The following is a 23,010-nucleotide window of genomic DNA, read 5'->3' on the forward strand; positions in this document are numbered from 1 at the left end:
GGAAAAAAGATGGTTAAAAGAGCAAAAGATATTTTTCCAACATTAGAAGAAATAGTTTTATTGGAAGGTTCAAAACACGTTCCAAATGAAAATCATTTTAAAAAAATAGAAAAAATAATACTAGATAAAAGCAAATAGTAAAATGAAAACAATAATTGCAACACTAAACTTTCCTGAAGCAACGATGCTTCCAATAAATGGAATTGAATTAGAGGTTTTTGAAGCAGGTAAAGAAAACAGCGGTAATCCTGTTGTGTTATGTCATGGTTTTCCTGAACATGCATTCTCTTGGCGTTATCAAATTCCTACATTGGTAAAAGCTGGTTATCATGTGATAGTACCAAATCAGAGAGGTTATGTCATTTGAAAATAGTAGTGTTTTAGAAATTATTGAAAAAAGAGGGTATCGCAAGAATATTAAGGGAGATAAGTTTTCCTTATATATATCAAACTACCCTGTTAATGCTAACTATCTGAAATCAAGGATAGGAAATTCCGATTTTATTTTAGCTGAGTTGTGCTGTAGTATTGGAATCACATTGGAATATCTTGTCCCAGCTTTTAAAAAAGTAATTGGTGTAGATATTGACAAGAAAGTACTTGAAAAATGCAAGAATAATTTACAAGAGGTCGGACTTTTTCATAAAGTTGAACTAATTCAAGGAGATATATCTAACAATAATGTTTTAAACCAAATTAAGGCTGATATTGTCATTTATGATATTCCTTTTTGGTATCCCTATAAACAAAAAAATCAAGGAGATTTGCTTGCTAAAAATCCGCCATTAAAAGAATTGATAAGAAAAATTCAAGAAAATATAACATCAAATATTGTAATTTTTGCTCCCCCAGAATGGAAGTATGAATATTTTAAAAAAGAACTTGGTGTTATAGAATTCGAACATGTGTATATTAATAATAAACACAACAGAAATCAAGTTTATTTAGGAAATTTAATAAATGAGGAAGGGGAAACCCAGATTAAATTAAATTACCATATTTAAAATAATTGAATAACAAACATTTATATATTTTCAAAAATTAACAAATTGATAAATCTTAATTTTCAACTTTATTTTCCATTTTTAGAGATAATAGTAAAATATGTTGTGATCCGGCTTATAGATTTCAAAAACGACGTATTTTATGAACATATAACAAGTTATAAGCCATTAAAAACGTCCGTAACAAAGAATGAACAATGCTGAAGAATTTTGTCCAACTGACAAAAGCCATTGGAGAAAATGGCTCCAAATGAATCATGACAAAAAAGATGGCGTTTGGCTTATTTTTAATAAGAAAAAATCTTCCGACTATAATTTAAGTTGGAGTGAATCAGTTGATGTAGCACTTTGTTTTGGATGGATTGACAGCACAAAAAGGTCAATTGACAGCACTCAATACAAGCAATACTTTAGTAGGAGAAAAGAAAAGAGTAATTGGTCTAAAATCAATAAGGATAAAGTGGAAACCTTGATCGATCAAGGCTTAATGCAAGAAATGGGTTACAAAAGTATTGAAATTGCAAAAAAAAATGGTTCTTGGACAATTTTAGATAAAGTTGAGGCCCTAGTCATTCCGGAAGATTTAAAACGTACACTTATTACCGACAAAAGCTCGATGGAATTCTTTAACAGTCTAAGCAAGTCTGTAAAAAAAGGCTTATTGTATTGGGTCATCTCAGCAAAACGAAATGAAACTAGACAAAAAAGAATTGAAGAAATTGTAGAAAACGCAAGCAGAAATTTGAAACCAAAAAAATTCAGATAAAAGAAAAACAGCTTACAACACGGTGTGAAAAAAATTGCTGGTAAAATCCAATTTACGAAAACCCTCGCGGATTTTCTATTGGGTTTTTATTTGCTAAGTTAGTTGCGTAAACTAAGCAACGAAACTTTTAAGAGACCGTTAGCCGCAAGCTTGAACTGAATCTCATCCTAAAATATGTATGTGAAAACCAATTAGCTATGAGGTAATTTGTTTTTAGATTTTATGGTCTCTTTTCTTAACCATGTCATCTATGATAGCAATAAATTTCTCTCTATACTTACTGCTAATTGGAATCTCTTTATCATTAATGATTACACAATGGTTTTTGACCGTTTCTATATGTTTTAATGCAACAATAAAGGATCGGTGTATTCTAGTAAAATATTCTTTTGGAAGTAATTCTAATACTTCAGATAGTTTATAGCGTGCCAAAATAGGTCGTTTGTCTGTATAAAAAGTCACATAATTACCATCACTTTCTATATGTTTTATGTCTTGAATATACAACTGATGAAATTCTGATCCACTTTTAATAAAAACTGTTTGCTCTGAGATATCAGGAGAAATTTCAGAACTTGAAGTTGTGATTTTTGTATTCTTTTTTAATGCCTGTTGTGCTTTCATTACTCCTTGAAGTAGTCTGTTAAATTCAATGGGTTTTAAAAGGTAATCAACTGCTTTAAGTTCATAACTTTTCAAAGCATATTCAGAATAAGCTGTAGTAAATATAATAAGTGGCGGATTTTGTAAAAACTTAGGAAAGCTAATCCCCGATAATTTAGGCATATTAATATCTAAGAATATAAGGTCTACTGAATTTTTTTGCAAATAATCCAGTGCTTCTAATGGATCTCTAAAAGAACTTTTCACCTCAACAAAAGGTATGCTGCTTAAATGATGTTTAAGAACATCAATAGCTGCTGGCTCATCATCTATTATTACACAATTCATATAATTTGCTAATCGATTTGTAGATTAAGTAAAGATATAAAATATCCTTTTTCCTCTTTGGTTTCTAAAGTATATGCATTTGGGTAAAGAATGGAAAGTCTCTTTTTTAAATTATCAAGTCCGAATCCTGAAGACTCATCGGCTAAACCATAAGCACCTTGACGTATGGTATTGCTTACTTTAAAGTTCAACTTACTTTGAGTCACCTTTAAGGAGATATCGATTAATGATTTTGCTTTAGGATCAATTCCATGTTTAATTGCGTTTTCAACAAAAGGAATAAGCAGCATGGGGCTTATTTTAACAGCATTCACATTTCCCTTAACAATAAAATTTATAAAGACATGGTCTTCTTCAGCAATACGTAATTGATATACTTGAATGAAATTTTTAAGGTGGTGAATTTCTTTTTCGAGTGATACTTTATCAGAATTGGTTTCATAGACCATATAACGCATTAATTCTGCTAATTTGGCAATGCCATCAGCTAATTCTGGAACATTATGTTTTAGAGATTTCGCATAGAAACTATTTAAAATGTTGAACAAAAAATGAGGATTAATTTTTGATTTTAAAAAAGCCATTTCTGTAGAAAGCTTTTCTTCTAATAATACCCTTTTCAGTTTCTCATTTTGAATCCAATATTTAATTAAAGAATAGGATAAAGCTACCAAAAGTATAAAAAAACTGATGATAGCGTTATAGGTTAAAACCACTGTATAAGATTCATTTTCAGAGGAGAAAAAAGAGGCCAAATAGTTGAAATCAATACTGCTTTCCAAAAAGTTAATGAAAATAAATCCACCTAATACTGAAATAACTAATGACTTAATTTTTTTTAATCGTAAAAATTTTGGTACCAAATAAAAGGCAGTCCCATAAAATATAATTTGATTGATTATGGTACCAAAACCAATAGCCACCCAATAGGGTCCTTGATCTTTTTTAAAATCACCAATAGTAGATGTATAATTTAAAATTAAAAAGTAACCAATTGTCCAAAGAAATATATGAATTATTGGTTCTATAAATTTTTTCATGCCATATGTTTAAGTCTCAAAAATAGCGTTTTATTCTTTTTTGGAATTAAAAAGTGATGAGTTGATTATATACTGTGACCAAAATTGATATTCCTGTGAAGTATCATCTATTTCACATGTTTTAAAGGTTTTAAAACATGTGAAAGACAACTCATCACATTCATTTTTTTATGCCATTTTCACGAATTATTATTGCCTAATATTAATCGTAAGATATTTAAATATGAAAAAATCAATCGTAGTTTTAGTTACATTAATCCTCAGTTTTAGTGGATTTAGTCAAGAGAATTTTAACTTTAAATTAGAAGATAAAATCAACGAAGTATTTGATAGTTATGCACACTATAATCGTTTTATAGGAAATGTATTAATTAGTAAAAACAACAAAATTATTTATACGAAAAGCTTTGGGTATGCAGATATTGAAAACAACAGAAAGAATTCTAAAAAATCGATTTTTAGTATTGCTTCTGTAACCAAACCATTAACAGCAGTAGGGATAATGAAGTTGGTAGAAGAAGGTAAGCTTTCATTGGAAACGCCTATTAGTACTTTTTATCCAAATTTTATTCCAGAGTATTCAAAAAACATCACAATTCGTCATTTACTTAATCATAGCTCAGGAATGCAAGCAAATATTGGAAGGATAGACGATCAAGGTAATGGTTTAATGCCTGGTGAAAATGCAATTACTATAGATGTACTTTTGAAAAAATTTAATGATACAAAATTAAAATTTGAACCAGGTGAAGGGTATGAGTACAACAACTTCGGTTATACACTTTTAGCCCATATAATTGAAAAAGCAAGTGGTAAATCTTATGCTGATTATATGGAAGAAACCCTATTTGAACCAGCCAACATGAATAATACTGCTGTAAACACCTACAAAAAACAAAGATATAAAGCTCATTCACATACAGGTTTGGGTATGAAATCATTTAAAAAATTAAATTACCCTATTCATACATCTTGGATTAAAGGTGCTGGAAATATTAATGCTACAGCCAAAGATTTGTACAATTTTATGACAGCTTTAGAAAATGGAAATCTATTGAATCCTTCTTCTATAGATAAAATTTATAGCAATACACAGCCTACAGGATATAATGATACGAAATACGGATTTGGGTGGAGAATTGAAAACAAAGGAGGAGAAAAATGGATTAATCATACAGGTTTACTTCCAGGAACAGCTTCTATTATAGGCTTTTTGCCAGAGAAAGATATTAAAATAATTATCCTATCAAATGCAACTACAACAGATCTTATTTCTGAAAGTACTTTTCAAGGAAAAAATCAATTTGTTGATGGAGCTATAATCGATAATCTAATCAAAGTTATACAAAACAAAACCCCAGAATTACTACCTATAGCTGTTAAATCTAAAAACAAAAAAATAAAAGATTATACTAAGAACTTTAGCTTAGATAACACACATTCATTAATGATTACTAAAGAAGATGATAGCTATTTATTAAAAACCAAAGGAGAAGAACCTTGGTCTATTTTTACGTATCAATTTTCTAGAAATGGGGCAGATAATACTAAAGCATGTGAAGCCGCTTTATTTTTCGCACATGCAATGAGTACTCAAAATTTTGAAGGTCTTGCCAAGCATGGAAATGATAAGATGAAAGGGTTCTTAGGTTCTGAGCAAGGCGTAAACCAGTTAAAAGGGATGTGGGATTACTTTATCAAACAAGCTGGTACTTTTAAATCGTATAACATATATAATGTTGTTGGAGAAAAGAATAAAAATGTACACGTTAGATTTCATTTTGAAAAAGAAGATGTAGGTTTTGTTTTAGGAATTAACGCAGCAAATAAAATACAAGGAATGTTTATGGATGATACTATTAAAACAAGTGCCATTACATCTGTAAAACTAATTCCTATTAATAAAAATGAATTCTTTATCAATGGACATCAAAATGAAGGTATGCAAGATTTGAAAATAAAGGTATCTGAAAAAGGTATGATCCTAATAGATGGAAACTCGGAGTTCAAAGCTGAGATTTTAAAATTAAATGTTGTAGCACAATAAATTAGAAGCCATGCAATCAATTTTAAACTAACTAATCAGTAAATTATAAAACTAATAATTTGAATGTAACATTATTATATTTCTGATGACTAATAGAGCAAACAACTTATATTATGACTGATTTAAATTTGATAGATAAATTCCTGTTACTAGCATTAGATGATGAAAAAGGAAAATTTAATTCAGGCCCTTTTGCATTAAACTATGGACTTTCTGGTGCAGTACTTTTAGAACTTTCATTAAGAGAGTGTATAAATATAGTTGATAAAAAAATAGTTGTAAACAACGTTAAAAGAATTGATGATGCTTTTCTTAACAAGAATTTAGATATTTTAAAAAATGCAAATAAAAAACGTTCTCTAAAATATTGGATACAAAAATTTGGTAACAAAGAGAGAGAAATTAAAAAAGAAACGTTAGATAAGTTAATTAGAAAGGGAATTTTAGTAAAAAGAGAGCAGAAATTTTTATGGGTATTTAACAATGATAAATTCCCAACCGTAAATGCAAAGCCAGAAAATATTTTACGAAAAAGATTATATGAAATCGTAGAGCTTCATAAAAAACCTACGCTAGAGGAACTGATGTTGGTAAGTCTTATAAATACTTGCAATATGGATAGAATTGTTTACGGAAAAGAACGTTACAAGAAGTGCAAAAAGAATATTAAAACCCTTGTTTCTGATACTGAAAACAATATACTAAGTACTACCATGAAAGAAATTCATACACAAATAACAGCGATGATTGTGGTAATGATTTCAGCATCAATTGCAGCAACATCAACAGCTAGTTAAAACTTATTTTTATAATTAGTAAAAATTAAAAAAACCAGTACTCAAGTACTGGTTTTTTGCTACAATAAAATTCATTTTTTTCTGGTTTTACCATTATAATATTTTGATGCAAAACCTTAATAAGATTAGCTGTTTATATTTTACCAAGAGATATGGGTAATAGGAATAAATTCTCTTAGTTATTATAAAATTCATTAATAGCTGTTGTTTTTACTCATGTAACTCTCTTGTATTATCAACCAAATTATGGTCTGACCTTGTGCCATATGGATCTATAGAGACATGACTCGGTTTTTTGTTTACAACAATCTTAATTTCTGTAAGCTCTTTATTAATTTTTGAAGAATGATAATATAAAATAGAATTACTTTTCTTCACCTTGGATGGATGCTTTGTAAAAACTCCTATTTTAATAGGTTCGTTAATTGTGATTGTATTTTTTTCTCCATTATCTTTTGTTAAAAAACGTTTTGCTTTTACTTGTATGTTAACTTGGTATTTTCCATTTGCTAAAGCTTTAAATGAATGGTTTTGAATACTTAAGTCATAAGTAATTACTTTTTTAAACCAATCATCAATTAAACCATGATACTGTTTTGGTGATACTTTATATATTTCATCTAATAATTCAATGGAAGTAACACTTAGTTTATCGGTATTTCGATTTCTATCTGTGATCGTTTTTAGTATCTTATTTACGGTCTTTTCACCAATTAAATCTCTTAAGGCTAACATCACAGTAAGTGCTTTACCATAAGAAATATAACTTTGATTTTCTACCTTATAAACAGGTGGTTCTATAGCTCCATCAAAAGCTCTTCCCGTAAAATATCTACTTCTAACATCCTCACTCAAGGTATACAAAACACCTTTTCCATACATTTTTTCCATCACAACAGCCTCTGTATATTTAGCAAAACCTTCTACAAAAATAGAACCTCCAGCAACTGGTTTGGCAGATAGTGTATGTCCCCACCATTGATGAGCTATTTCATGAATGGTTCTTTTTGCAACCAAATTAAAAGTTTCTTTATTGTTTACATCAGTTAAATATAGCCTATCTTCAACCATACTGATAACTCCAGGGTGTGCAAAACCCCCAAATGACCAATGGGAAGGAACTTCAGCAATTCTTACATAATCAAAAAAGTATGGTCCAAAATTTTTCTGACAATATTCTAGTGTTTGTTTAATACTGTTTTCGATAGTAGTAATATTAAACTCATGAGATTTATCATAATATTGTTCTATGGCAACTCCTTTATAGTTGGTTTTTTGTACTTTATACTTTGCTGAAAAATAACCAACTGCAGGCATAATTTTGTTACTAGATTTATAATGAAAATAGTTTCTTTTATTTTCTGACCATTGTTTAAGTAAACGCCCAGAGCTAATTGCAATTTGATCAATATCAGTAGAAAGAATGGTCTCGAATTTGATTTTTTCAAAATTAACATCTTCTACTACCATATGAGCATCAGAATTATCTTGCTCGAAACGTTTTGGTAAATTTCTTTTTCGACGCTCTAACTTGTTTGTAATTTCTAACCCAGAACTGTATCCCAATATTGGTTCAAAGTTGTTGAATTTATTAATATATGTTCCATTTTTTAGAATAGAAATATCTTCTTCATAACCTCTCAATTCTTTTTTTAATGAATACCCTAGTTTTACAGAATCATTAGGTTGCAAGGGTTTGTCAAACAGAAATAAATAGGTTCCATATTTTTTATTATAATTCACCACATGTGCGTTTTCGATCTCTATTTTTTCTAATGGAATTCGTTCTGTTATAAAAACTTCTGAAAGTTCTTGTTCGCTGTTGTTTTTTATTATTTGGTGTGCTTTTACAGTATACCTGCTCTCTTTAGGGTAAATAGCTACTTCATTTTTTACTTTGATACGAATAGGTCTTTCTAAGTTTTCATAGTTCTTATATTTTCTTTCATAGTTCTCTCTAAAGTTTAATTTATCATTTTTTGTCTCGTATTCAGATAATATATTCGTGTTATAAAAAACCAAAAATCCAGCTCCAATAAATAGCAATAAAGTAAGTGTAAAAATTACTTTTTGATGAATTAACCAACCATTTTTGAGTTGTTTTAGTTTATAGGTTATTCTAGGTGCAATTCCTCTATTCCAAATTTTAAACGAAATAAAAGTTAATAACAAACCAAACGCAAGCCAGTATAAAGAAAGATGATTGTATAGGTTAGAAACACCGTTAAACCCATTCATATTATTGTATGTAGTTCTAGGCATAAACCCTAGACTTGTTAATGGGTGTTCTAATCCTAATGCACCAGATTTTAAGCTTAACAACACTATTAAGCCAAAAACACCCATGCCTAAATACTTGTTTTTTACCAGACTGTTTACAAATAAAGCAATCATGGAAAATACAACCAATTGTAAACCATAATAATAGTAGGCAAGTGCATATAAATTAAATTCAAAATTTGTATAGTTTAAACGTATTTGAAAAATGATACATAGTAATACGCCAGAAGTAATTAATAATAAAGGCAAGGTTAGTAAAGAAAAAAATTTAGCAACAAAAAACACCCAATTCTTTACTGGTGTTGTATCTACGATGCTATAAAAGTTAATGCTTCGCTCTTTCCAAACAATTTCGGCGCTATAATAAATAATTAGAATTAAACTAAAAAGAGTGAGAGGGTCTACAATTAAATTTATCAGTTCATTTGTAAAAGGATATATACTTACACCATAATCTTCACCTCTAATAACAGTAGTATATAATTCTATAAAGACAATACCTAGCCACATAAGTAAAACAGCTATAAAAGGAAGACTTTTAAAAATACTTTTCAATTCTAATTTTAGAAGATAAATGAAAGCAGTTATCTGTGCCTTAAAATTATATTGGGCCTTTTTTGGTAGATATGGTACCAATGCAATGTTTTCTTTTTTCTTTTTTGATTGTTTCTTTACTTTTTTAGATAGTTTTCTAAAGGAGAATAGTTTGAATGTGAGTAACAGAATTCCTATAGATAATAGTATCCAAATAAGTCTGTTCAATAAAAATAAACCTGAAAAAGAAATAAGCTGTGTGTTTTTTTCAAAAGCTGTCCAATATTGTGTTTGCTCTAAAAATGCAGCAATACCAAAAGGGTCTGTAATTGCAGCAATAACCATACTTTCTGGAGAAGCTGGCGTAGATTGTGCCATTAGTGGTGAATTTAAAAAAATAGAGCTTATAAAATATAATACATACAAAAACACAGCACTTGCATAGGTAGCTGTACTATTTTTACTAAGTGTACTTACAGAAAATACTATTGTAGCACTAATAAAAATATTTGGTAAAACAATATATGCCCAAGGTTGTAAATACGTTAATAATTGAAAACTTGCAATACGTTCTGGATCTAAATCTGAAAAATAATTAGCTAAAATATATCCTATTAAGAATGGAGAAAATGCTAATGCACTAAAAATAAATGTTCCTAAAAATCGACTCCAAAAGTACTGTGCTTTTTTTAAAGACGAACTATATATGAGTCCTTCCATATTATATTGTTTATCTCTTATAATAGCACTTATAGCAAAAAACATAATTATAAAAACACTACCTATAGTAAAAAGACTGGTATGAAAATAAACTTGATAAGCTGAATTAAAGTTTACGCCCTTTGGTGCGAAACCTTGTTGGCCAACAAATATTCCTAACACGAAAAATAAAACTGAAAATAAAGGAAAAGCACGTTGTTTTAGTTGATAAAAAACTTCAAAATTTAATAATTGTTTAAACATAACTTATGACTTATTTTTAGAATCATTAAGAAGAGTAGTGAAATAGTAATCTTCTAAATTTGGGGTGATTATGCTAAAACCTTCTTCAGGTTTTGAGTCTGCCAAAACTCTAATCTGTGTCTTACCAGCAACCAGTTTAGTTGATATTACATTAAATTTATTTTTGTAAGCTTTAATTTCTTTTTTAAGAATTATTTTAGACCAAATTTTCCCTGAAATGCTAGCTACTAATTCTGCAGGATTTCCTTCTGATATAATTTTTCCGTTAGAAAGAATTGCCATTCTTGTACATAAATTTCTTACGTCTTCAACAATATGAGTAGATAAAATAATGATAACACTTTCGCCTATTTCGCTAAGTAGGTTCAGAAAACGGTTGCTTTCCTCTGGATCTAAACCAGCTGTTGGTTCGTCAACAATAATAACTTGTGGATTTGCTAATAATGCTTGCGCAATTCCAAATCTTTGACGCATTCCACCAGAAAATGTATAAACAGATTTTTTTCTATGTTGGTATAGATTCACTTGTTGTAATAATGCAGTTACTTGTTCTTTTCGCGCTTTTTTATCTAGTACTCCTTTTAAAACGGCTAAATGATTTAATAATTTTTCAGCAGAAATTTTTGGATACACTCCAAATTCTTGAGGTAAATAACCTAAGTTTTGTCTTATATAGTCTGGATGCTTAACAATATCTGTTTCATTAAATATAATACTTCCTAAAGTAGGTTCTTGTAAAGATGCAATGGTTCGCATTAAAGAAGATTTTCCTGCACCATTTGCTCCTAATAAACCAAACATTCCGTTGGTGATTTCTAAGTTAATTTCCTGCAATGCTTTAACTCCATTTGGATAGGTTTTGCATAAATTTTTGATTTGTAATACATTCATAATGATTAATGTTTTGATTGAAACATGCCTTAATTATATGTTTTAGACAAACATAAAATGATTAAAAAGTGACTACTAATTAATATGATAAAGGCCATTTTTATGATGCTACACATAATAATTTTTACTATAAAATGCGTTGGACAAAAAAAAAGAGGTGTTGGTGTAAAATAGAGTGGTGTGTGCCCATTTTTTTGTTTGAAAAGTATATCCTACTTACTTTTGAGGTATGGTAAAGATTCTAAAAAAATACAAGGCTTTTGTAATTGGACTTATTCTCATAGCTCCAATATTCTATATATTAGACTTTTTTGGTCTTATTATACTACCTAAAGAATGGTCTTATGAAATTCTTCTATACGCTATTTTTTGGAGTTTTATAATAGCACTGCCTTTTTATAAATGGAATTTTTTAAAAAGAAAAAAAAGTACAGTATTAAAGGTAATTCTATTAATAAGTCTATTTTTTTTAGCATTAGCAATAGACAGTTTTATGAATTTGCCAGATAATCCAATTACATTTATACTTTTATTGCTATTTTGGTTAGGGTTTGCCTTTATCTTGACACCAAATTTTATCAAAAAATACTGGAAATCAATTACACTTATTTATGTGCCATTATTTCTTTACTTCATTTATTTAAGGCTTTTTTCTGGAGATTTAGATGCGTATCTAAAAATTAAAGAAGATTTCCCATTCTATTTATTTTTTTTACCAATTCCAATCTTTTTCTTTATATGGATTTTTGAACAATGGAAATGGATTAAAAACTTAAAGGCAGAAAAAACGAAAACAGAAATATCTTTATTAAGATCACAAATAAACCCACATTTTTTCTTTAATACATTAAACAATCTACATGCACTAGCAGTTAAAAATTCAAAACAAGCTCCAGAAGTTATTTTAAAACTATCTGATATGATGCGCTATACTATTTATCAAGGAGAAAAAGAAACAGTTAAAATCTTGGATGAAATTGAATATCTCACAAATTATATTGAATTGCACAAAATTCGTTACAAAAAATCTGTTGATATTCTATTTAATTATAGCAATGTAGATGTTTATTTAAATGTAGCCCCATTGTTGTATATAATTCTACTAGAAAATGCTTTTAAACATGGTGTTGAAACACTTTCAGAAAATGCGTTTATACATATAGAGTTGTATGATGATTCAGACTTCATTTATTTTAAAATTAAGAATAATTTTGATAAAAATGAAACGCTTAAAGCAAATGGTATAGGATTAGAAAATCTTAAAAAAAGATTATCTATATTGTATAACCAAAAATACGACTTAGTTATTAACCAAGATGATAGCGTCTATAAGGCTATTTTAAGAATTGCTAAAAATGCTTAAATTTATTATCATTGATGATGAGCCACTCGCTCATGAAATTATCGAAGAGTTTTGTAGTATGCTACCAAATGTGCAATTAGAATACAATTGTTATAATGCAATAGAAGCAATGCAATACTTGAATAACAATAGTGTAGATTTCATGTTTTTAGACGTCAATATGCCTAAGTTAAATGGATTAGAATTTTTAAGAACATTAGTTAATCCTCCAAAGACAATAGTAACAACAGCTTATAAAGAACATGCATTAGAAGGTTTTGATTTAAATGTCGTTGATTATATATTAAAACCATTCAGCTTTAATCGTTTGGTAAAAGCTATTAATAGAGTTTCAGAAGTTAAAACAACAAAAACAAAAATTTCAGAAGTTTCAAAATATTCAAATACTAATCGTTTTTTTGTAAAAGGCGATAAAAAACATCATCATATTAATTTAAATGATATTCTTTTTATTGAAGCCTATGGTAATTATACCAAACTTTTCTTAAAAAATGAAAAAATTGTTAGTCATCAAAAAATATCAGTCTATGAAAATACTTTAGATGCTTCAAACTTTTTACGTGTCCACAAATCATTCATTGTTGCCATTGATAAAATAAAATATATTGAAGGGAATCAAATTATAATTAAAGAACATAAAATTCCTATAGGTCAAACATACAAAAGAAATGTTATGGAACTGCTCAATTTTTAGTGAACCTATTTTTAGAAATTAGATAAAATTAATTTTAACTAATTAGTGCCTTTTTTGGAAAATTGGCTCTTGGATAAGGGGTTTTTGGAGACATTTCATTTTTTCTTTTAAAAGCAAATAAATTTCTTTGTTAAAACTACACTTGCTAATTTTTTATGTAGACTGTTATATTTAATAGTTTCCTTGTTTCGATATCTAACTAAAAATTTGTTCTTATTTATAAAATAGGACCCTTGTTCTTTAGTTTACAAATAATTTTACTTCGTTAAATTATATGATAAATTGAACAATAACGCAATTACAATGATATAAATATTAACAAAAAATATGTTTAATGCTAAGGTATAGGAATAGTAAAGCTTTATAATATTAATCTTAGTAATACACTATATATATTTTGCATTTGGCTGTAATATTTTAAAGATTCAGATACTAATAAATTAAAACACCATATATTGAGTAGCGATTTTTATAAAACATCTATTTTACCATTTGCAGGAATCATCATCAAATTATGCAGAGCCTATACCAACTCACAAGCAGATTTTGAAGATTATTACCAAGAAGTATGTTTGCAAATTTGGAGGAGTAAGGATAAATTTCGAGAAGAATCGCAATGGAGTACTTGGGTGTATCGCATTTCATTAAACGTTTGTTTAACCTTACTCAAGAAGAAGAAAAATAAGGTACAACATTTTGTTTCTGATTCTATAACTGCGGAACAAACTGAAGATAATTATGCTTTTTCAAACGAATCTCTAAATTTATTATATGATGCCATTAGAAAACTATCAGAAATTGACAGAGCCGTTATAATGCTGTATTTAGAAGAAAAATCGCAAAAGGAAATTGCTGAAATTATAGGAACAAATCCTAATAATATTGGTGTACGAGTTAAAAGAATTAAAAATAGATTAAAAAAAATACTAGATGGAAAAATCAATTGAAAACATATGGAAAGAAGGTTTTCTTGAAAGAGATGCATTAGTAGCACCAAAAATAAGCAATCTATACAATCAAAAATCAATTCATATCATTGATAAGTTTAAAAGAATGTTTCGCATCAATTTAATTGCAATTGTGGTATTCTCATTTGCTTTTTTAGTGGTCTCATATTTTATCGGAATACCAATAACAGGTATAATATTTTTTGTTATGCTTTCGGTTCTTGTATATTTCAATAAGAAGTTATTAAATGATTTAGAGCAAATAGATTTGGGTGACAGTAGTTATCAATATTTAAAGGCATTTAACCAATGGAAAAATAATCAGATATCGATAAATAAGAAATTCTCAAGAGTTTTGTACCCAATGATATTTATCTCATTGATTTTAGGGTTTTGGTTTAAAGATGCCCAAGGTATGCCTTTAGGAGAAAGATTAGTAACTGAAGTTCTCAAAGGCTTTCCTGATATCTATCTCATATTTGGAATACCATTAATAGGCATCGTGATGGTATCTATAATTTTAGTGTTACTGGCGTATTTTGGTGGTCGGATTTATAAATGGGATTTAAACATCGTTTATGGAAGGGTGTTCAGAAAACTAGATGAATTGATGACAGATATAGAAAGTTTAAGAAGTTAAAAAGCGCTTTAAGCCTTATAAACATTTGATTTCTAATTTATTTCAAAAAAAACAGGTGTCGCATGTAATATTTTTTGATTGCTGCCACTAACCAAGAAAACAGTAAATATTATGACACTAAAAAATGTAATTAACTTTTTTGAAAATTTAGAAGCTGAGACAAGTAGTAAATCTGAGATAAAGATTTACCAAGAATTTATTCAAATTATAACCAGTTTAGAAGCTAAAAATTTATCCGATACTAAAATTCAATCTTTAGAAACAGAATTGGATCATTTAAACTTAACATCGAATCCTGAGAATAGAAAAAAATATTTTAAAAAATCCCTGAGTGTTTTCAAAAAATATTTGAAAGATACATTTTCCTTAATCCCAAAAGGGTATTACACGACTTTATATAGCGGCTTAGGATTATCATTTGGTTTATTATTTGGAGTAGCTATTTTACATAACCTAGAACGCTCACTAGGCATTTCTTTAGGATTAATTGGTGGCATGCTAGTGGGTTCAATTATGGGTCGTAGCAAAGACGCGCAAGCTAAAGAAGCTGGAAATGTGCTATAATTAGTAGTACTAGAAACACAAAAAATCACAGTATTTATTTTAAAAATAAATAGTCGAATAATTTTCGACAAGAAAAAAACAACCTAAAATGAAAACAATTATATCAATTACATTAATACTTACACTATCCATAGCAAGCGTATTTTCTCAAGATATATCAGGAGATTGGAGCGGAAAAACTAAAAGGGGTGACAAGGAAATCACATTTATATTTAATATCAAACAGGAAAATGGGAAATATTCTGCAATAATGAATATACCTACATTTAGAATTTCTGGTATGAAACCAGCAGTAACAACGTTTACAAATGGAAAACTAACCATTGATGGTTCAAATTTGGGGATGTCCTATATAGCAGACTTCAATAGTGAATTGCAACAATTTGAAGGGCACTATAAAGAAGGCGGTATAGAAATGGCACTAAATTTAAAGAAAGGTGCTTTAGAAGTAGCAGACCAACGCAGACCTCAAGAACCAGTAAAACCTTATCCTTATTATGAAGAGGAAGTCATGTTCCCAAATAAGGAAGCCAATATATCTTTAGCAGGTACATTAACCTTACCAAATAATAAAGGCAAGTTTCCAGTAGTCATTTTAATTAGCGGAAGTGGTCCACAGGACCGAGATGAAACTTTTATGGGACACAAACCCTTTTTAGTATTGGCAGATCATCTTACAAAACAAGGCATTGGGGTGTTGCGCTTTGATGACCGTGGTCAGGGAGAATCTACAGGTGATTTTGGTAGCGCAACCACTGAAGATTTTTCTAAAGATGTATTAAGTGCTATAGCTTACCTAAAAACCAGAAAGGAAGTAGATAAAAAGAATATTGGATTAGTTGGGCATAGTGAGGGTGGAATTATTGCACCATTAGCAGCAAATAATTCAAACGATGTTGCTTTTATGGTGTTGCTAGCCTCTACTGGAATCTCTGGAGCAGAATTATCGGTAATACAGTCTAAAACCTTACGTCAGTTTCCAGTGAAAGATGAGAAAGCCTATGAGGAAAACGCGAGAAAAGCCATCGCTATTGTTACTTCTGATAAAAGTGAGTCAGAAATTAAAACAGAATTAATTGCACACTATGACAATTTTTTAAGGCCAATATTGAGTGATTTAAATGTGCCAGAGAAAAATATCAATGCATTTATAAGTAATCAAGTAAATACAAGTATTAAACCTTGGTCGCGTTATTTTTTACAATACAATCCTGCTGATGAAATAGAAAAATTACAAATCCCAGTCTTGTCTTTAAATGGAAGTAAAGACACCCAGGTGAATGCCAAAATAAATCAAAATGGCATACGTCAAGCTTTGATTAAAGGTGGCAACAAAGATTACAAGATACTTGAATTGGAAAATTTAAACCACTTTTTTCAGGAATGTGATACAGGAAAGATGGATGAATATAGAAAAATTGAACAAACGTTTTCCCCAATAGCATTAAAAGAAATTTCAAGTTGGGTTTTAGAGCATATCAATTAAGTCGTTCTGATTTATAAAATAGGACTTTTCATATATGAAGCTATTGTAGTTTTATCATAAATTAAATGAGAATACAGACAATCCAAACAACATTTTTTTATTAAAAAAATGAAAAATTTAATTAAGCAAAACTCTAATAGAATTCTAGTAAAAAAAATAAGTGTCTTATTACTATGCGTTTTTGTTAGTACCCAATGTACGGTTGTAGATGAGAAGATCAATCACTCAGAATTTAATCAGCTAATTAAAGCCGCTAATCAAATGGTAGGCTTTAATGGCAGTGTGTTAGTGGGGAATAGTGAGAAAATTTTGTATTTCAAACAAATAGGCTTTGCTGACAAACATAAAAATACGCCTTTAACTGAAAAACATTTATTTTCTACAGGATCTATAGGTAAGGAGTTTTCGACATTAGCGATTATGAAGTTAGTTGAAGATGAAAAACTTAATTACCAAGATAAAGTGAGTAAGTATGTGACTTCACTTCCTAATTGGAGTAAGGAGATAACAATTGAAAATATTATGACGCATACTTCTGGTTTACCAAGTCTTAATTGGTTTATTGGGATTGAATCAGAAGATGTTAATGCACAAATAAACGCAGTTAAGGAGTTGGCCTTTCCTTCTGGAAATGGGTTTCTTTATACTAATATGAATATTGTTATAAGAAGCTATGTGGTCGAGGCAATAACAGGAATGCCCTTTCAGGATTTTGTAACTCAAGAAATATTAAGAAAAGCAAATATGCCAACTGCTATTCAGCCCATCGGAATGAATACGCTTACCAATCAAATTACTTATCATGAAGATCCCAATGCACTAAAAGCTATTTCTTATTACGCCACACCATTAGATCTTTACAACTTCGAAAAGTCGCTTTGGAATGATAAAATTATAAAAAGTAATTCGCTGAAGGAAGTACTTTCAGGAGATAAACATTCTGGCAGTAGTAATAGAGCTTATTTTGATTTTGGTAGATTTTACCTTAATAACGATGGAGAGATAAGTTACTGGGAGCACGATGGCAGTAGTTGGCCTACACACCATGCGATAAAGTATCATAATTTTGAGGATGATATATTTATAATTTTGATGTCAAATGATAGCAATAAAAACACATTGTTTGAATTGAAAACAGCAATTCTTAAATTGCTTGAAACAAGAGTAGTAGCAATGCCTCTTATTTGGCAGTTTAAACAAGAGTATGCTAACAAAGAAGGATCGAAAGCAATTGCAAACCTAAAAAGACAAGTACAACAGAGTCAGGATGTTGAAGCATTAGAAAGTGAATTAAACACAATTGGCTATTGGTTATTTCAACAAGAGAAATACTTAGACGCTAAAAGTGTTTTTAAACTAAACTTGGAGCTTTTTCCTAAATCTGCCAATGCCCACGATAGCTATGCCGATGTGTTGATTAAAATAAAAGATTATGAGCAAGCTGAGAATATTCTAATTAATGGGTTTAAACTGGCGAAGAAAGAAAATAACACTAATTTAATAAACTCAATAACAGGTCAGTTAAAGAAAATTGAACAATTGGTAAAATAAATTTAGGATAAGCCAGTAGTAATAGCGTGTGTAATTTCCTATTGCATTAAAGAAAATTTCGAGTTGGGTTTTAGAGCATATTGATTAAGTCGTTCGGATTTATAAAATAGGACTTTTAATATATGTAGCTATTGTAATTTTATCATAAATCAATTAATAATACCAACAATGGAAAAAATGAAAACTAAAAAAAGTAAAAAAGGCGTAAAATTAGGTTTAGGAATTATTTTAGGAACAGTAGTGGGCTATTTAACCTCAAACATGCAGTTATGGTTTGTTTTAGGGATAGCCATAGGTGCCGCATTAGAATACAGTACTAATAGAAAATCATAACACTAACCTTACATAATCCTTTGTAGAATATAGGTACAACATGGTAAACGTAAATGATCAAATTAAAAAATTACACTCCTATTATTCGCCAAAAATAATAGCCCAAGTCAATAATGAATATGTGAAAATCGCCAAAATAAAGGGCGATAAAGTCCCTTGGCATTCCCATGAAAATGAAGACGAGTTGTTCTACATTCTGGAAGGTTCATTGGTTATGGGATTAGAGTGTCAAGAACCCTTTACCATGCAAGTAGGAGATGTATTTGTGGTTCCTAAAGGTTTAATGCATAAAGTTTCATCAAATAAAGAATGTACAATCCTATTAATAGAAAGTAAAACAACCTTACATACAGGAAATGTAACAACTGAGATTACAAAATCAATCACAGACCAAAAAAAATGAATTCAAATCAATCAATCAAAAAACAAGGAAATTTAATACAAGAAATCTTGGTTTTGCATCATAATTTATAGAACTGCATCATAATTTTCAATCTAACATCAAACTTTATATATAATACTCCATAAGTATTTAGAGGCCTTTTGCTTCTTGATAGATATTTGTAGAAATAAAAATCAAGTTTATTATGGTCTGCACTTAAATGCACTAAACATTCAAAATAGTCAATATTAATAAAGGCATTAGGGCATTATTTGAGCTGGTAATTGGAATCTGGCTTTTAATTAAAAGAGTTAATTTAAAAAAATATAAACATGAAAATATCACAGTATTTACTTCCCTTTGTAATACTGTTCACTAGTATTGCTTGCAACAATAAAGCACAAAAATCAAAAGTTGGTAAGGAGATAAGTTCAGAAGAAATTTATCTCGGTCAAAATCCTCCAGGTAAAGAGCCAGAACTATTTGCACCAGAAATCATAAAAACAGAGTACAGGGAAGCTGAATTAGCGATATCAAACGATTTAAAAACCTTTTATTTCCGAAGAAGAGGAGGTAAATATGAAAATAATGCTTTAGTAGCTGTAGAGCTCAAAGAGGATAAGTGGGTTGAATCCGTTATCGCACCAAAATCAGGCGAACCATTCATTGCTCCAAATGGGAACACCATGCATTTAGGAAGAAACTACAGAACAAAAAATGCCTCTGGCTGGTCTGCTGTAAAGCCACTTGGTGCTCCTTTTAATAAATTTCCTATTATGCGACTTACAGCAGCATCGAATGGTACGTGTTATTTTGATGAAGCTAGTAAAAATGGTCCATTACGTTATTCGCGTTTAATTAATGGTAAATATGAAGAACCTAAAACATTAAACTTAGATGTTGGTGTATGGAATGCACACCCGTTTATTGCGCCTGACGAATCTTATATCATTTGGGATGATCAACGAGATGATGGATATGGAGATTCAGACTTGTACATCTCTTTTCGTCAACAAGATAATTCTTGGGGTCCTGCAATAAATTTAGGTGACAAAATAAATACAGAGTTTGAAGATGCGTATGGCAGCATTTCTCCTGACGGAAAGTACTTTTTCTTTCACAGATCTTATGGTGGTAACAAAGCAGATATTTTTTGGGTGGATGCTGAAGCCATTAAAAATCTAAAGCATAAACAGTAATTATTATAATATTAAAATGAAAAAAACATATCATATCATTCTAATCGTCGGAATACTTTTTTTACAATCTTGCAATACAAAAAAAAGCCAAACTCCAAATAATCATATACCAAACTTTAAAACCCCATATTTAGGACAAAAACCACCAGGTTTAACGCCTATACCATTTGCGCCAGATCTTGTATCTACAGATTTGTATGAAGTCAATAGTGCATTCACCCCAGATATGAAAGCGTTTTATTTTATTAGAAGAGGAGAGGAAAATAAAACATCAGCTTTTTACGAATACAAATACAATGACACTAATGGCGAATGGGATAAATCGGAAATAGTATCTCCATGGATAGGGCGACCTGTAATATCTCCAGACGGTAAAACCATGCATTTAGGTGACCGTTATCTAGAAAAAACGAAATCTGGATGGTCCGAATTACAAAGCCTTGAACCTCCTATTGTAAGTAATGATTCTATGTATATTATGCGTCTTTCAGAATCTGCAAACGGCACCTATTATTTTGATACCTATAAAGAAAATGATCTAGTATTTCCAATTCGCTATTCGCGATTAATCAATGGCAAATATGAAGAACCTAAAGCTTTACCCAAGACAATAAACACAGGCACCTATTTAAGTCATCCTTTTATAGCCCCAGATGAATCATATTTATTATTTGATGCTAAAAGAGAAGATGGTTTTGGGGATTCTGATATTTATATCAGTTTTAAACAAAAAGATGGTACATGGGGTAATGCCATTAATTTGGGTGATAAAATAAATACGAACGCTTGGGAAGCTTCAGCAAGTATAACACCAGATGGCAGATACCTTTTCTTTAGTAGAAATGTAGGATCCGAAAACTATGAAAATGTAGATATTTTTTGGGTAGATGCTAAATTAGTTTTTGACCTCAAAACGAAAGAGTGATAAGGAAAACTTGTTCCAATTTCAAAATACGAACTTTTAACCCCTTCACATTATTCAATTTTGCTGTGAATAATAATAAACATCAATTTTAATAATCAAAAAACGAACAACTATGAAATCAATTAAAATGAAAACAATCAAAAAACAAATTTTAGTAAGAATGGCTTTTGTGGCCTTTGCATTCGTATCTAGTATCACCTATGCACAAAACACAAAGACAGAAAAAACAAACCAAAAAGAAGGATTCATGTTTGAATTTACAGTAGGTGGAGGTATTATCAGTATAGAAGATAGTGCAGGGATGCAAACCTTTGATAAATCTCAAGGAACCTTTGTTTTTCCAGACCTAAAGTTAGGGTATATGTTAAATGAAAAATTAGCAATTACGATAGCTATGCCAGGAAATATTTATGAATTTCAGGATAATGATAGAAATTTTGGTGGCTTCATACCTTCTGTGCAATATTGGGTAAAAGATAAATGGTGGATTCATGGAGGTATTGGTTTAGCCATAGACTCACCAGCATTATACGATATTAAAGACAATGTAAATGACGATTGGAACTTTGGTTGTGCTGTAATGGCAAGTACAGGTTACGAAATATATAAAAAGAAAAACTTTGCCCTTAATGTGCAATCAAAATTAGTTCTAGGTCATGCGTCTTTAGATGGTGATGTACATAGAGATGCCCTAATTTTTAATGTAGGAGTAGGTTTTAGCTGGTTTTAAGTTTAATGTAGAGCATAAATACTAATTAAACGCATGTTCAATTATATGAAAAACATAATTTTAGTTTTGTTTCCCCTAATCTTAATAGGTGGGATCGCTACAGGTACCTGCGCACAAGAAAGAAAAGAAATAAACTCAAATTGGGGGCTAGGTTTTCACCTCAAGCAAAATCAGCGTGACTTTGGGTTAGGGGTAAATTTTACAAGTCCATTTTTTGCTCAAAAGCAAGTCGCCTTGCGAGTAAGAGCAAACTTGCTATTCAACGAACATTTAAAAAACGTCAATACCACTACTTGGACTCCATATTCGAGCATGTCACTTGGGGTTCTTGGAGTTGCTGGGAACATTGGTGAATTTATTCGACTGTATGGTGAAGGGGGAGTGACAATGTTGCTTCCGTCCAATAAATTTTCGTCAGAAAGTACTGTTTTTGGGGGGTATGGGTTATTCGGATTTGAATTTTTTATGGATAAATCTTCGAATTACTTCATTGAAATAGGAGGAGTTGGTACAGGTGCAACAGCGGATAAAGTCGTTGGAAACCCAATTTATGCGAATGGTTTATTAATACATGTAGGGTTTAGATATGTCTTTAAATAAATTAACAAAATAAATACACATTACTGTATTATATAGGATAACACTTCTAAAAAATCTTGTAATCAATATTTACTAACCTAATAGGGCTAAAACATTATTACAAAATAATTATCTCTAATTGATTATTCAAAATCAACTTCATAATATAACTAAAAAGTTAATCTTATCAATTAAAAATCATATTTAAAAATTTACTCAAATCTAAATTTAAAAAATATTATCATGAAAAAAACTTTAATTACATTAATTTTTTGCGGACTAACATTCATCGCAAAATCACAAAACCCAAGTGTAGAAAAATCAACATTCGGATTACAAACTGG

The 23,010-nt window shown here is 29.7% G+C and carries 22 protein-coding genes; 18 read left to right on the forward strand and 4 right to left on the reverse strand.

Translation table 11 applies throughout. The annotated features are described in order from the left end of the window. Positions 1–142 precede the first annotated feature (142 nt). From ACTG3V_RS11500 to ACTG3V_RS11510, 3 genes are all read left to right on the forward strand, one after another. A complete protein-coding gene (locus ACTG3V_RS11500) occupies positions 143–367 on the forward strand; it encodes an alpha/beta fold hydrolase (RefSeq protein ID WP_439132311.1) in 225 nt (74 codons plus the stop codon). Continuing rightward, complete coding sequence (locus tag ACTG3V_RS11505; protein ID WP_439132312.1) at positions 357–1,004, forward strand: class I SAM-dependent methyltransferase; 648 nt, start codon at positions 357–359, stop codon at positions 1,002–1,004. Before ACTG3V_RS11500 ends, ACTG3V_RS11505 begins: the two co-directional genes overlap by 11 nt. A 190-nt stretch (positions 1,005–1,194) precedes the next feature. Beyond that, entirely contained in the window at positions 1,195–1,770 is a 576-nt protein-coding gene (locus ACTG3V_RS11510) for a YdeI/OmpD-associated family protein (protein WP_439132313.1), read from the forward strand. A 213-nt stretch (positions 1,771–1,983) separates the two neighbouring features. Here ACTG3V_RS11510 and ACTG3V_RS11515 read toward each other — a convergent pair whose 3' ends face one another. Continuing rightward, positions 1,984–2,721, reverse strand: a complete 738-nt coding sequence (locus tag ACTG3V_RS11515) for a LytR/AlgR family response regulator transcription factor (protein WP_439132314.1) — start codon at positions 2,719–2,721, stop codon at positions 1,984–1,986. 8 nt (positions 2,722–2,729) lie between these two features. Then, the gene (locus tag ACTG3V_RS11520; RefSeq protein WP_439132315.1) at positions 2,730–3,761 is read right to left on the reverse strand and encodes a sensor histidine kinase; all 1,032 of its coding nucleotides are present in this window, start codon (positions 3,759–3,761) and stop codon (positions 2,730–2,732) included. A gap of 223 nt (positions 3,762–3,984) precedes the next feature. Between ACTG3V_RS11520 and ACTG3V_RS11525 the strand changes: the two genes are divergently transcribed. Together ACTG3V_RS11525 and ACTG3V_RS11530 are read left to right on the forward strand one after the other, a co-directional pair. Next, the gene (locus tag ACTG3V_RS11525) at positions 3,985–5,808 is read left to right on the forward strand and encodes a serine hydrolase (RefSeq protein ID WP_439132316.1); all 1,824 of its coding nucleotides are present in this window, start codon (positions 3,985–3,987) and stop codon (positions 5,806–5,808) included. A 113-nt stretch (positions 5,809–5,921) separates the two neighbouring features. Continuing rightward, positions 5,922–6,605: a GOLPH3/VPS74 family protein gene (locus ACTG3V_RS11530; protein ID WP_439132317.1), complete on the forward strand. Its 684-nt coding sequence runs from the start codon at positions 5,922–5,924 to the stop codon at positions 6,603–6,605. Positions 6,606–6,815: 210 nt separating this feature from the next. On the opposite strand, the gene ACTG3V_RS11535 is transcribed toward ACTG3V_RS11530, so the two are convergent. After that, positions 6,816–10,382 (reverse strand): M1 family aminopeptidase, encoded by a 3,567-nt coding sequence (locus ACTG3V_RS11535; RefSeq protein WP_439132318.1) that lies wholly within the window; start codon positions 10,380–10,382, stop codon positions 6,816–6,818. A 3-nt stretch (positions 10,383–10,385) separates the two neighbouring features. Next, positions 10,386–11,273 carry an ABC transporter ATP-binding protein gene (locus ACTG3V_RS11540; protein WP_439132319.1) on the reverse strand — a complete coding sequence of 296 codons (888 nt, stop codon included), beginning with the start codon at positions 11,271–11,273 and terminating at the stop codon, positions 10,386–10,388. Between the two features lie 229 nt (positions 11,274–11,502). On the opposite strand from ACTG3V_RS11540, the gene ACTG3V_RS11545 reads away from it, so the two are divergent. The 13 genes from ACTG3V_RS11545 to ACTG3V_RS11605 all read left to right on the forward strand — a co-directional run bounded on the left by ACTG3V_RS11545 (position 11,503) and on the right by ACTG3V_RS11605 (position 22,687). After that, positions 11,503–12,636, forward strand: coding sequence for a sensor histidine kinase (locus ACTG3V_RS11545; protein ID WP_439132320.1), 1,134 nt, complete (start codon positions 11,503–11,505; stop codon positions 12,634–12,636). Further along, positions 12,629–13,330 carry a LytR/AlgR family response regulator transcription factor gene (locus ACTG3V_RS11550; RefSeq protein ID WP_439132321.1) on the forward strand — a complete coding sequence of 234 codons (702 nt, stop codon included), beginning with the start codon at positions 12,629–12,631 and terminating at the stop codon, positions 13,328–13,330. Before ACTG3V_RS11545 ends, ACTG3V_RS11550 begins: the two co-directional genes overlap by 8 nt. 455 nt (positions 13,331–13,785) lie before the next feature. After that, on the forward strand, positions 13,786–14,277 hold the full coding sequence (locus ACTG3V_RS11555) for an RNA polymerase sigma factor (protein WP_439132322.1): 492 nt from the start codon (positions 13,786–13,788) through the stop codon (positions 14,275–14,277). Next, a complete protein-coding gene (locus tag ACTG3V_RS11560) occupies positions 14,261–14,917 on the forward strand; it encodes a hypothetical protein (protein ID WP_439132323.1) in 657 nt (218 codons plus the stop codon). The genes ACTG3V_RS11555 and ACTG3V_RS11560 overlap by 17 nt, the downstream gene beginning before the upstream one ends. A gap of 111 nt (positions 14,918–15,028) precedes the next feature. Beyond that, entirely contained in the window at positions 15,029–15,481 is a 453-nt protein-coding gene (locus tag ACTG3V_RS11565; protein WP_439132324.1) for a hypothetical protein, read from the forward strand. An 88-nt stretch (positions 15,482–15,569) separates the two neighbouring features. After that, a complete protein-coding gene (locus ACTG3V_RS11570) occupies positions 15,570–16,967 on the forward strand; it encodes an alpha/beta hydrolase family protein (RefSeq protein WP_439132325.1) in 1,398 nt (465 codons plus the stop codon). A 108-nt stretch (positions 16,968–17,075) separates the two neighbouring features. Further along, positions 17,076–18,518 (forward strand): serine hydrolase, encoded by a 1,443-nt coding sequence (locus ACTG3V_RS11575; protein ID WP_439132326.1) that lies wholly within the window; start codon positions 17,076–17,078, stop codon positions 18,516–18,518. A 177-nt stretch (positions 18,519–18,695) separates the two neighbouring features. After that, positions 18,696–18,851, forward strand: a complete 156-nt coding sequence (locus tag ACTG3V_RS11580; protein WP_439132327.1) for a hypothetical protein — start codon at positions 18,696–18,698, stop codon at positions 18,849–18,851. A 40-nt stretch (positions 18,852–18,891) separates the two neighbouring features. Further along, positions 18,892–19,254, forward strand: a complete 363-nt coding sequence (locus ACTG3V_RS11585) for a cupin domain-containing protein (RefSeq protein WP_439132328.1) — start codon at positions 18,892–18,894, stop codon at positions 19,252–19,254. 311 nt (positions 19,255–19,565) lie between these two features. Further along, complete coding sequence (locus ACTG3V_RS11590) at positions 19,566–20,432, forward strand: TolB family protein (protein ID WP_439132329.1); 867 nt, start codon at positions 19,566–19,568, stop codon at positions 20,430–20,432. A 16-nt stretch (positions 20,433–20,448) separates the two neighbouring features. Beyond that, on the forward strand, positions 20,449–21,357 hold the full coding sequence (locus ACTG3V_RS11595) for a hypothetical protein (protein WP_439132330.1): 909 nt from the start codon (positions 20,449–20,451) through the stop codon (positions 21,355–21,357). 112 nt (positions 21,358–21,469) lie between these two features. Further along, the gene (locus tag ACTG3V_RS11600; RefSeq protein ID WP_439132331.1) at positions 21,470–22,087 is read left to right on the forward strand and encodes a hypothetical protein; all 618 of its coding nucleotides are present in this window, start codon (positions 21,470–21,472) and stop codon (positions 22,085–22,087) included. A 45-nt stretch (positions 22,088–22,132) separates the two neighbouring features. Beyond that, complete coding sequence (locus tag ACTG3V_RS11605; RefSeq protein ID WP_439132332.1) at positions 22,133–22,687, forward strand: hypothetical protein; 555 nt, start codon at positions 22,133–22,135, stop codon at positions 22,685–22,687. Positions 22,688–23,010 lie beyond the last annotated feature (323 nt).

Origin of the sequence: Polaribacter sp. (genome assembly GCF_965660385.1) — a bacterium.
Classification (GTDB): Bacteria; Bacteroidota; Bacteroidia; order Flavobacteriales; family Flavobacteriaceae; genus Polaribacter.

Excerpts from the sequence above, each read along its gene's own strand:
- ACTG3V_RS11550 (WP_439132321.1), top strand. The coding sequence starts at position 12,629 with ATGCTTAAATTTATTATCATTGATGATGAGCCACTCGCTCATGAAATT.
- ACTG3V_RS11530 (WP_439132317.1), top strand. The coding sequence starts at position 5,922 with ATGACTGATTTAAATTTGATAGATAAATTCCTGTTACTAGCATTAGAT.
- ACTG3V_RS11520 (WP_439132315.1), bottom strand. The coding sequence starts at position 3,761 with ATGAAAAAATTTATAGAACCAATAATTCATATATTTCTTTGGACAATT.
- ACTG3V_RS11540 (WP_439132319.1), bottom strand. The coding sequence starts at position 11,273 with ATGAATGTATTACAAATCAAAAATTTATGCAAAACCTATCCAAATGGA.
- ACTG3V_RS11575 (WP_439132326.1), top strand. The coding sequence starts at position 17,076 with ATGAAAAATTTAATTAAGCAAAACTCTAATAGAATTCTAGTAAAAAAA.
- ACTG3V_RS11605 (WP_439132332.1), top strand. The coding sequence starts at position 22,133 with ATGAAAAACATAATTTTAGTTTTGTTTCCCCTAATCTTAATAGGTGGG.
- ACTG3V_RS11510 (WP_439132313.1), top strand. The coding sequence starts at position 1,195 with ATGAACAATGCTGAAGAATTTTGTCCAACTGACAAAAGCCATTGGAGA.
- ACTG3V_RS11505 (WP_439132312.1), top strand. The coding sequence starts at position 357 with ATGTCATTTGAAAATAGTAGTGTTTTAGAAATTATTGAAAAAAGAGGG.
- ACTG3V_RS11585 (WP_439132328.1), top strand. The coding sequence starts at position 18,892 with ATGGTAAACGTAAATGATCAAATTAAAAAATTACACTCCTATTATTCG.
- ACTG3V_RS11570 (WP_439132325.1), top strand. The coding sequence starts at position 15,570 with ATGAAAACAATTATATCAATTACATTAATACTTACACTATCCATAGCA.
- ACTG3V_RS11565 (WP_439132324.1), top strand. The coding sequence starts at position 15,029 with ATGACACTAAAAAATGTAATTAACTTTTTTGAAAATTTAGAAGCTGAG.
- ACTG3V_RS11525 (WP_439132316.1), top strand. The coding sequence starts at position 3,985 with ATGAAAAAATCAATCGTAGTTTTAGTTACATTAATCCTCAGTTTTAGT.
- ACTG3V_RS11590 (WP_439132329.1), top strand. The coding sequence starts at position 19,566 with ATGAAAATATCACAGTATTTACTTCCCTTTGTAATACTGTTCACTAGT.
- ACTG3V_RS11515 (WP_439132314.1), bottom strand. The coding sequence starts at position 2,721 with ATGAATTGTGTAATAATAGATGATGAGCCAGCAGCTATTGATGTTCTT.
- ACTG3V_RS11595 (WP_439132330.1), top strand. The coding sequence starts at position 20,449 with ATGAAAAAAACATATCATATCATTCTAATCGTCGGAATACTTTTTTTA.
- ACTG3V_RS11560 (WP_439132323.1), top strand. The coding sequence starts at position 14,261 with ATGGAAAAATCAATTGAAAACATATGGAAAGAAGGTTTTCTTGAAAGA.
- ACTG3V_RS11545 (WP_439132320.1), top strand. The coding sequence starts at position 11,503 with ATGGTAAAGATTCTAAAAAAATACAAGGCTTTTGTAATTGGACTTATT.
- ACTG3V_RS11500 (WP_439132311.1), top strand. The coding sequence starts at position 143 with ATGAAAACAATAATTGCAACACTAAACTTTCCTGAAGCAACGATGCTT.
- ACTG3V_RS11535 (WP_439132318.1), bottom strand. The coding sequence starts at position 10,382 with ATGTTTAAACAATTATTAAATTTTGAAGTTTTTTATCAACTAAAACAA.
- ACTG3V_RS11600 (WP_439132331.1), top strand. The coding sequence starts at position 21,470 with ATGAAATCAATTAAAATGAAAACAATCAAAAAACAAATTTTAGTAAGA.
- ACTG3V_RS11580 (WP_439132327.1), top strand. The coding sequence starts at position 18,696 with ATGAAAACTAAAAAAAGTAAAAAAGGCGTAAAATTAGGTTTAGGAATT.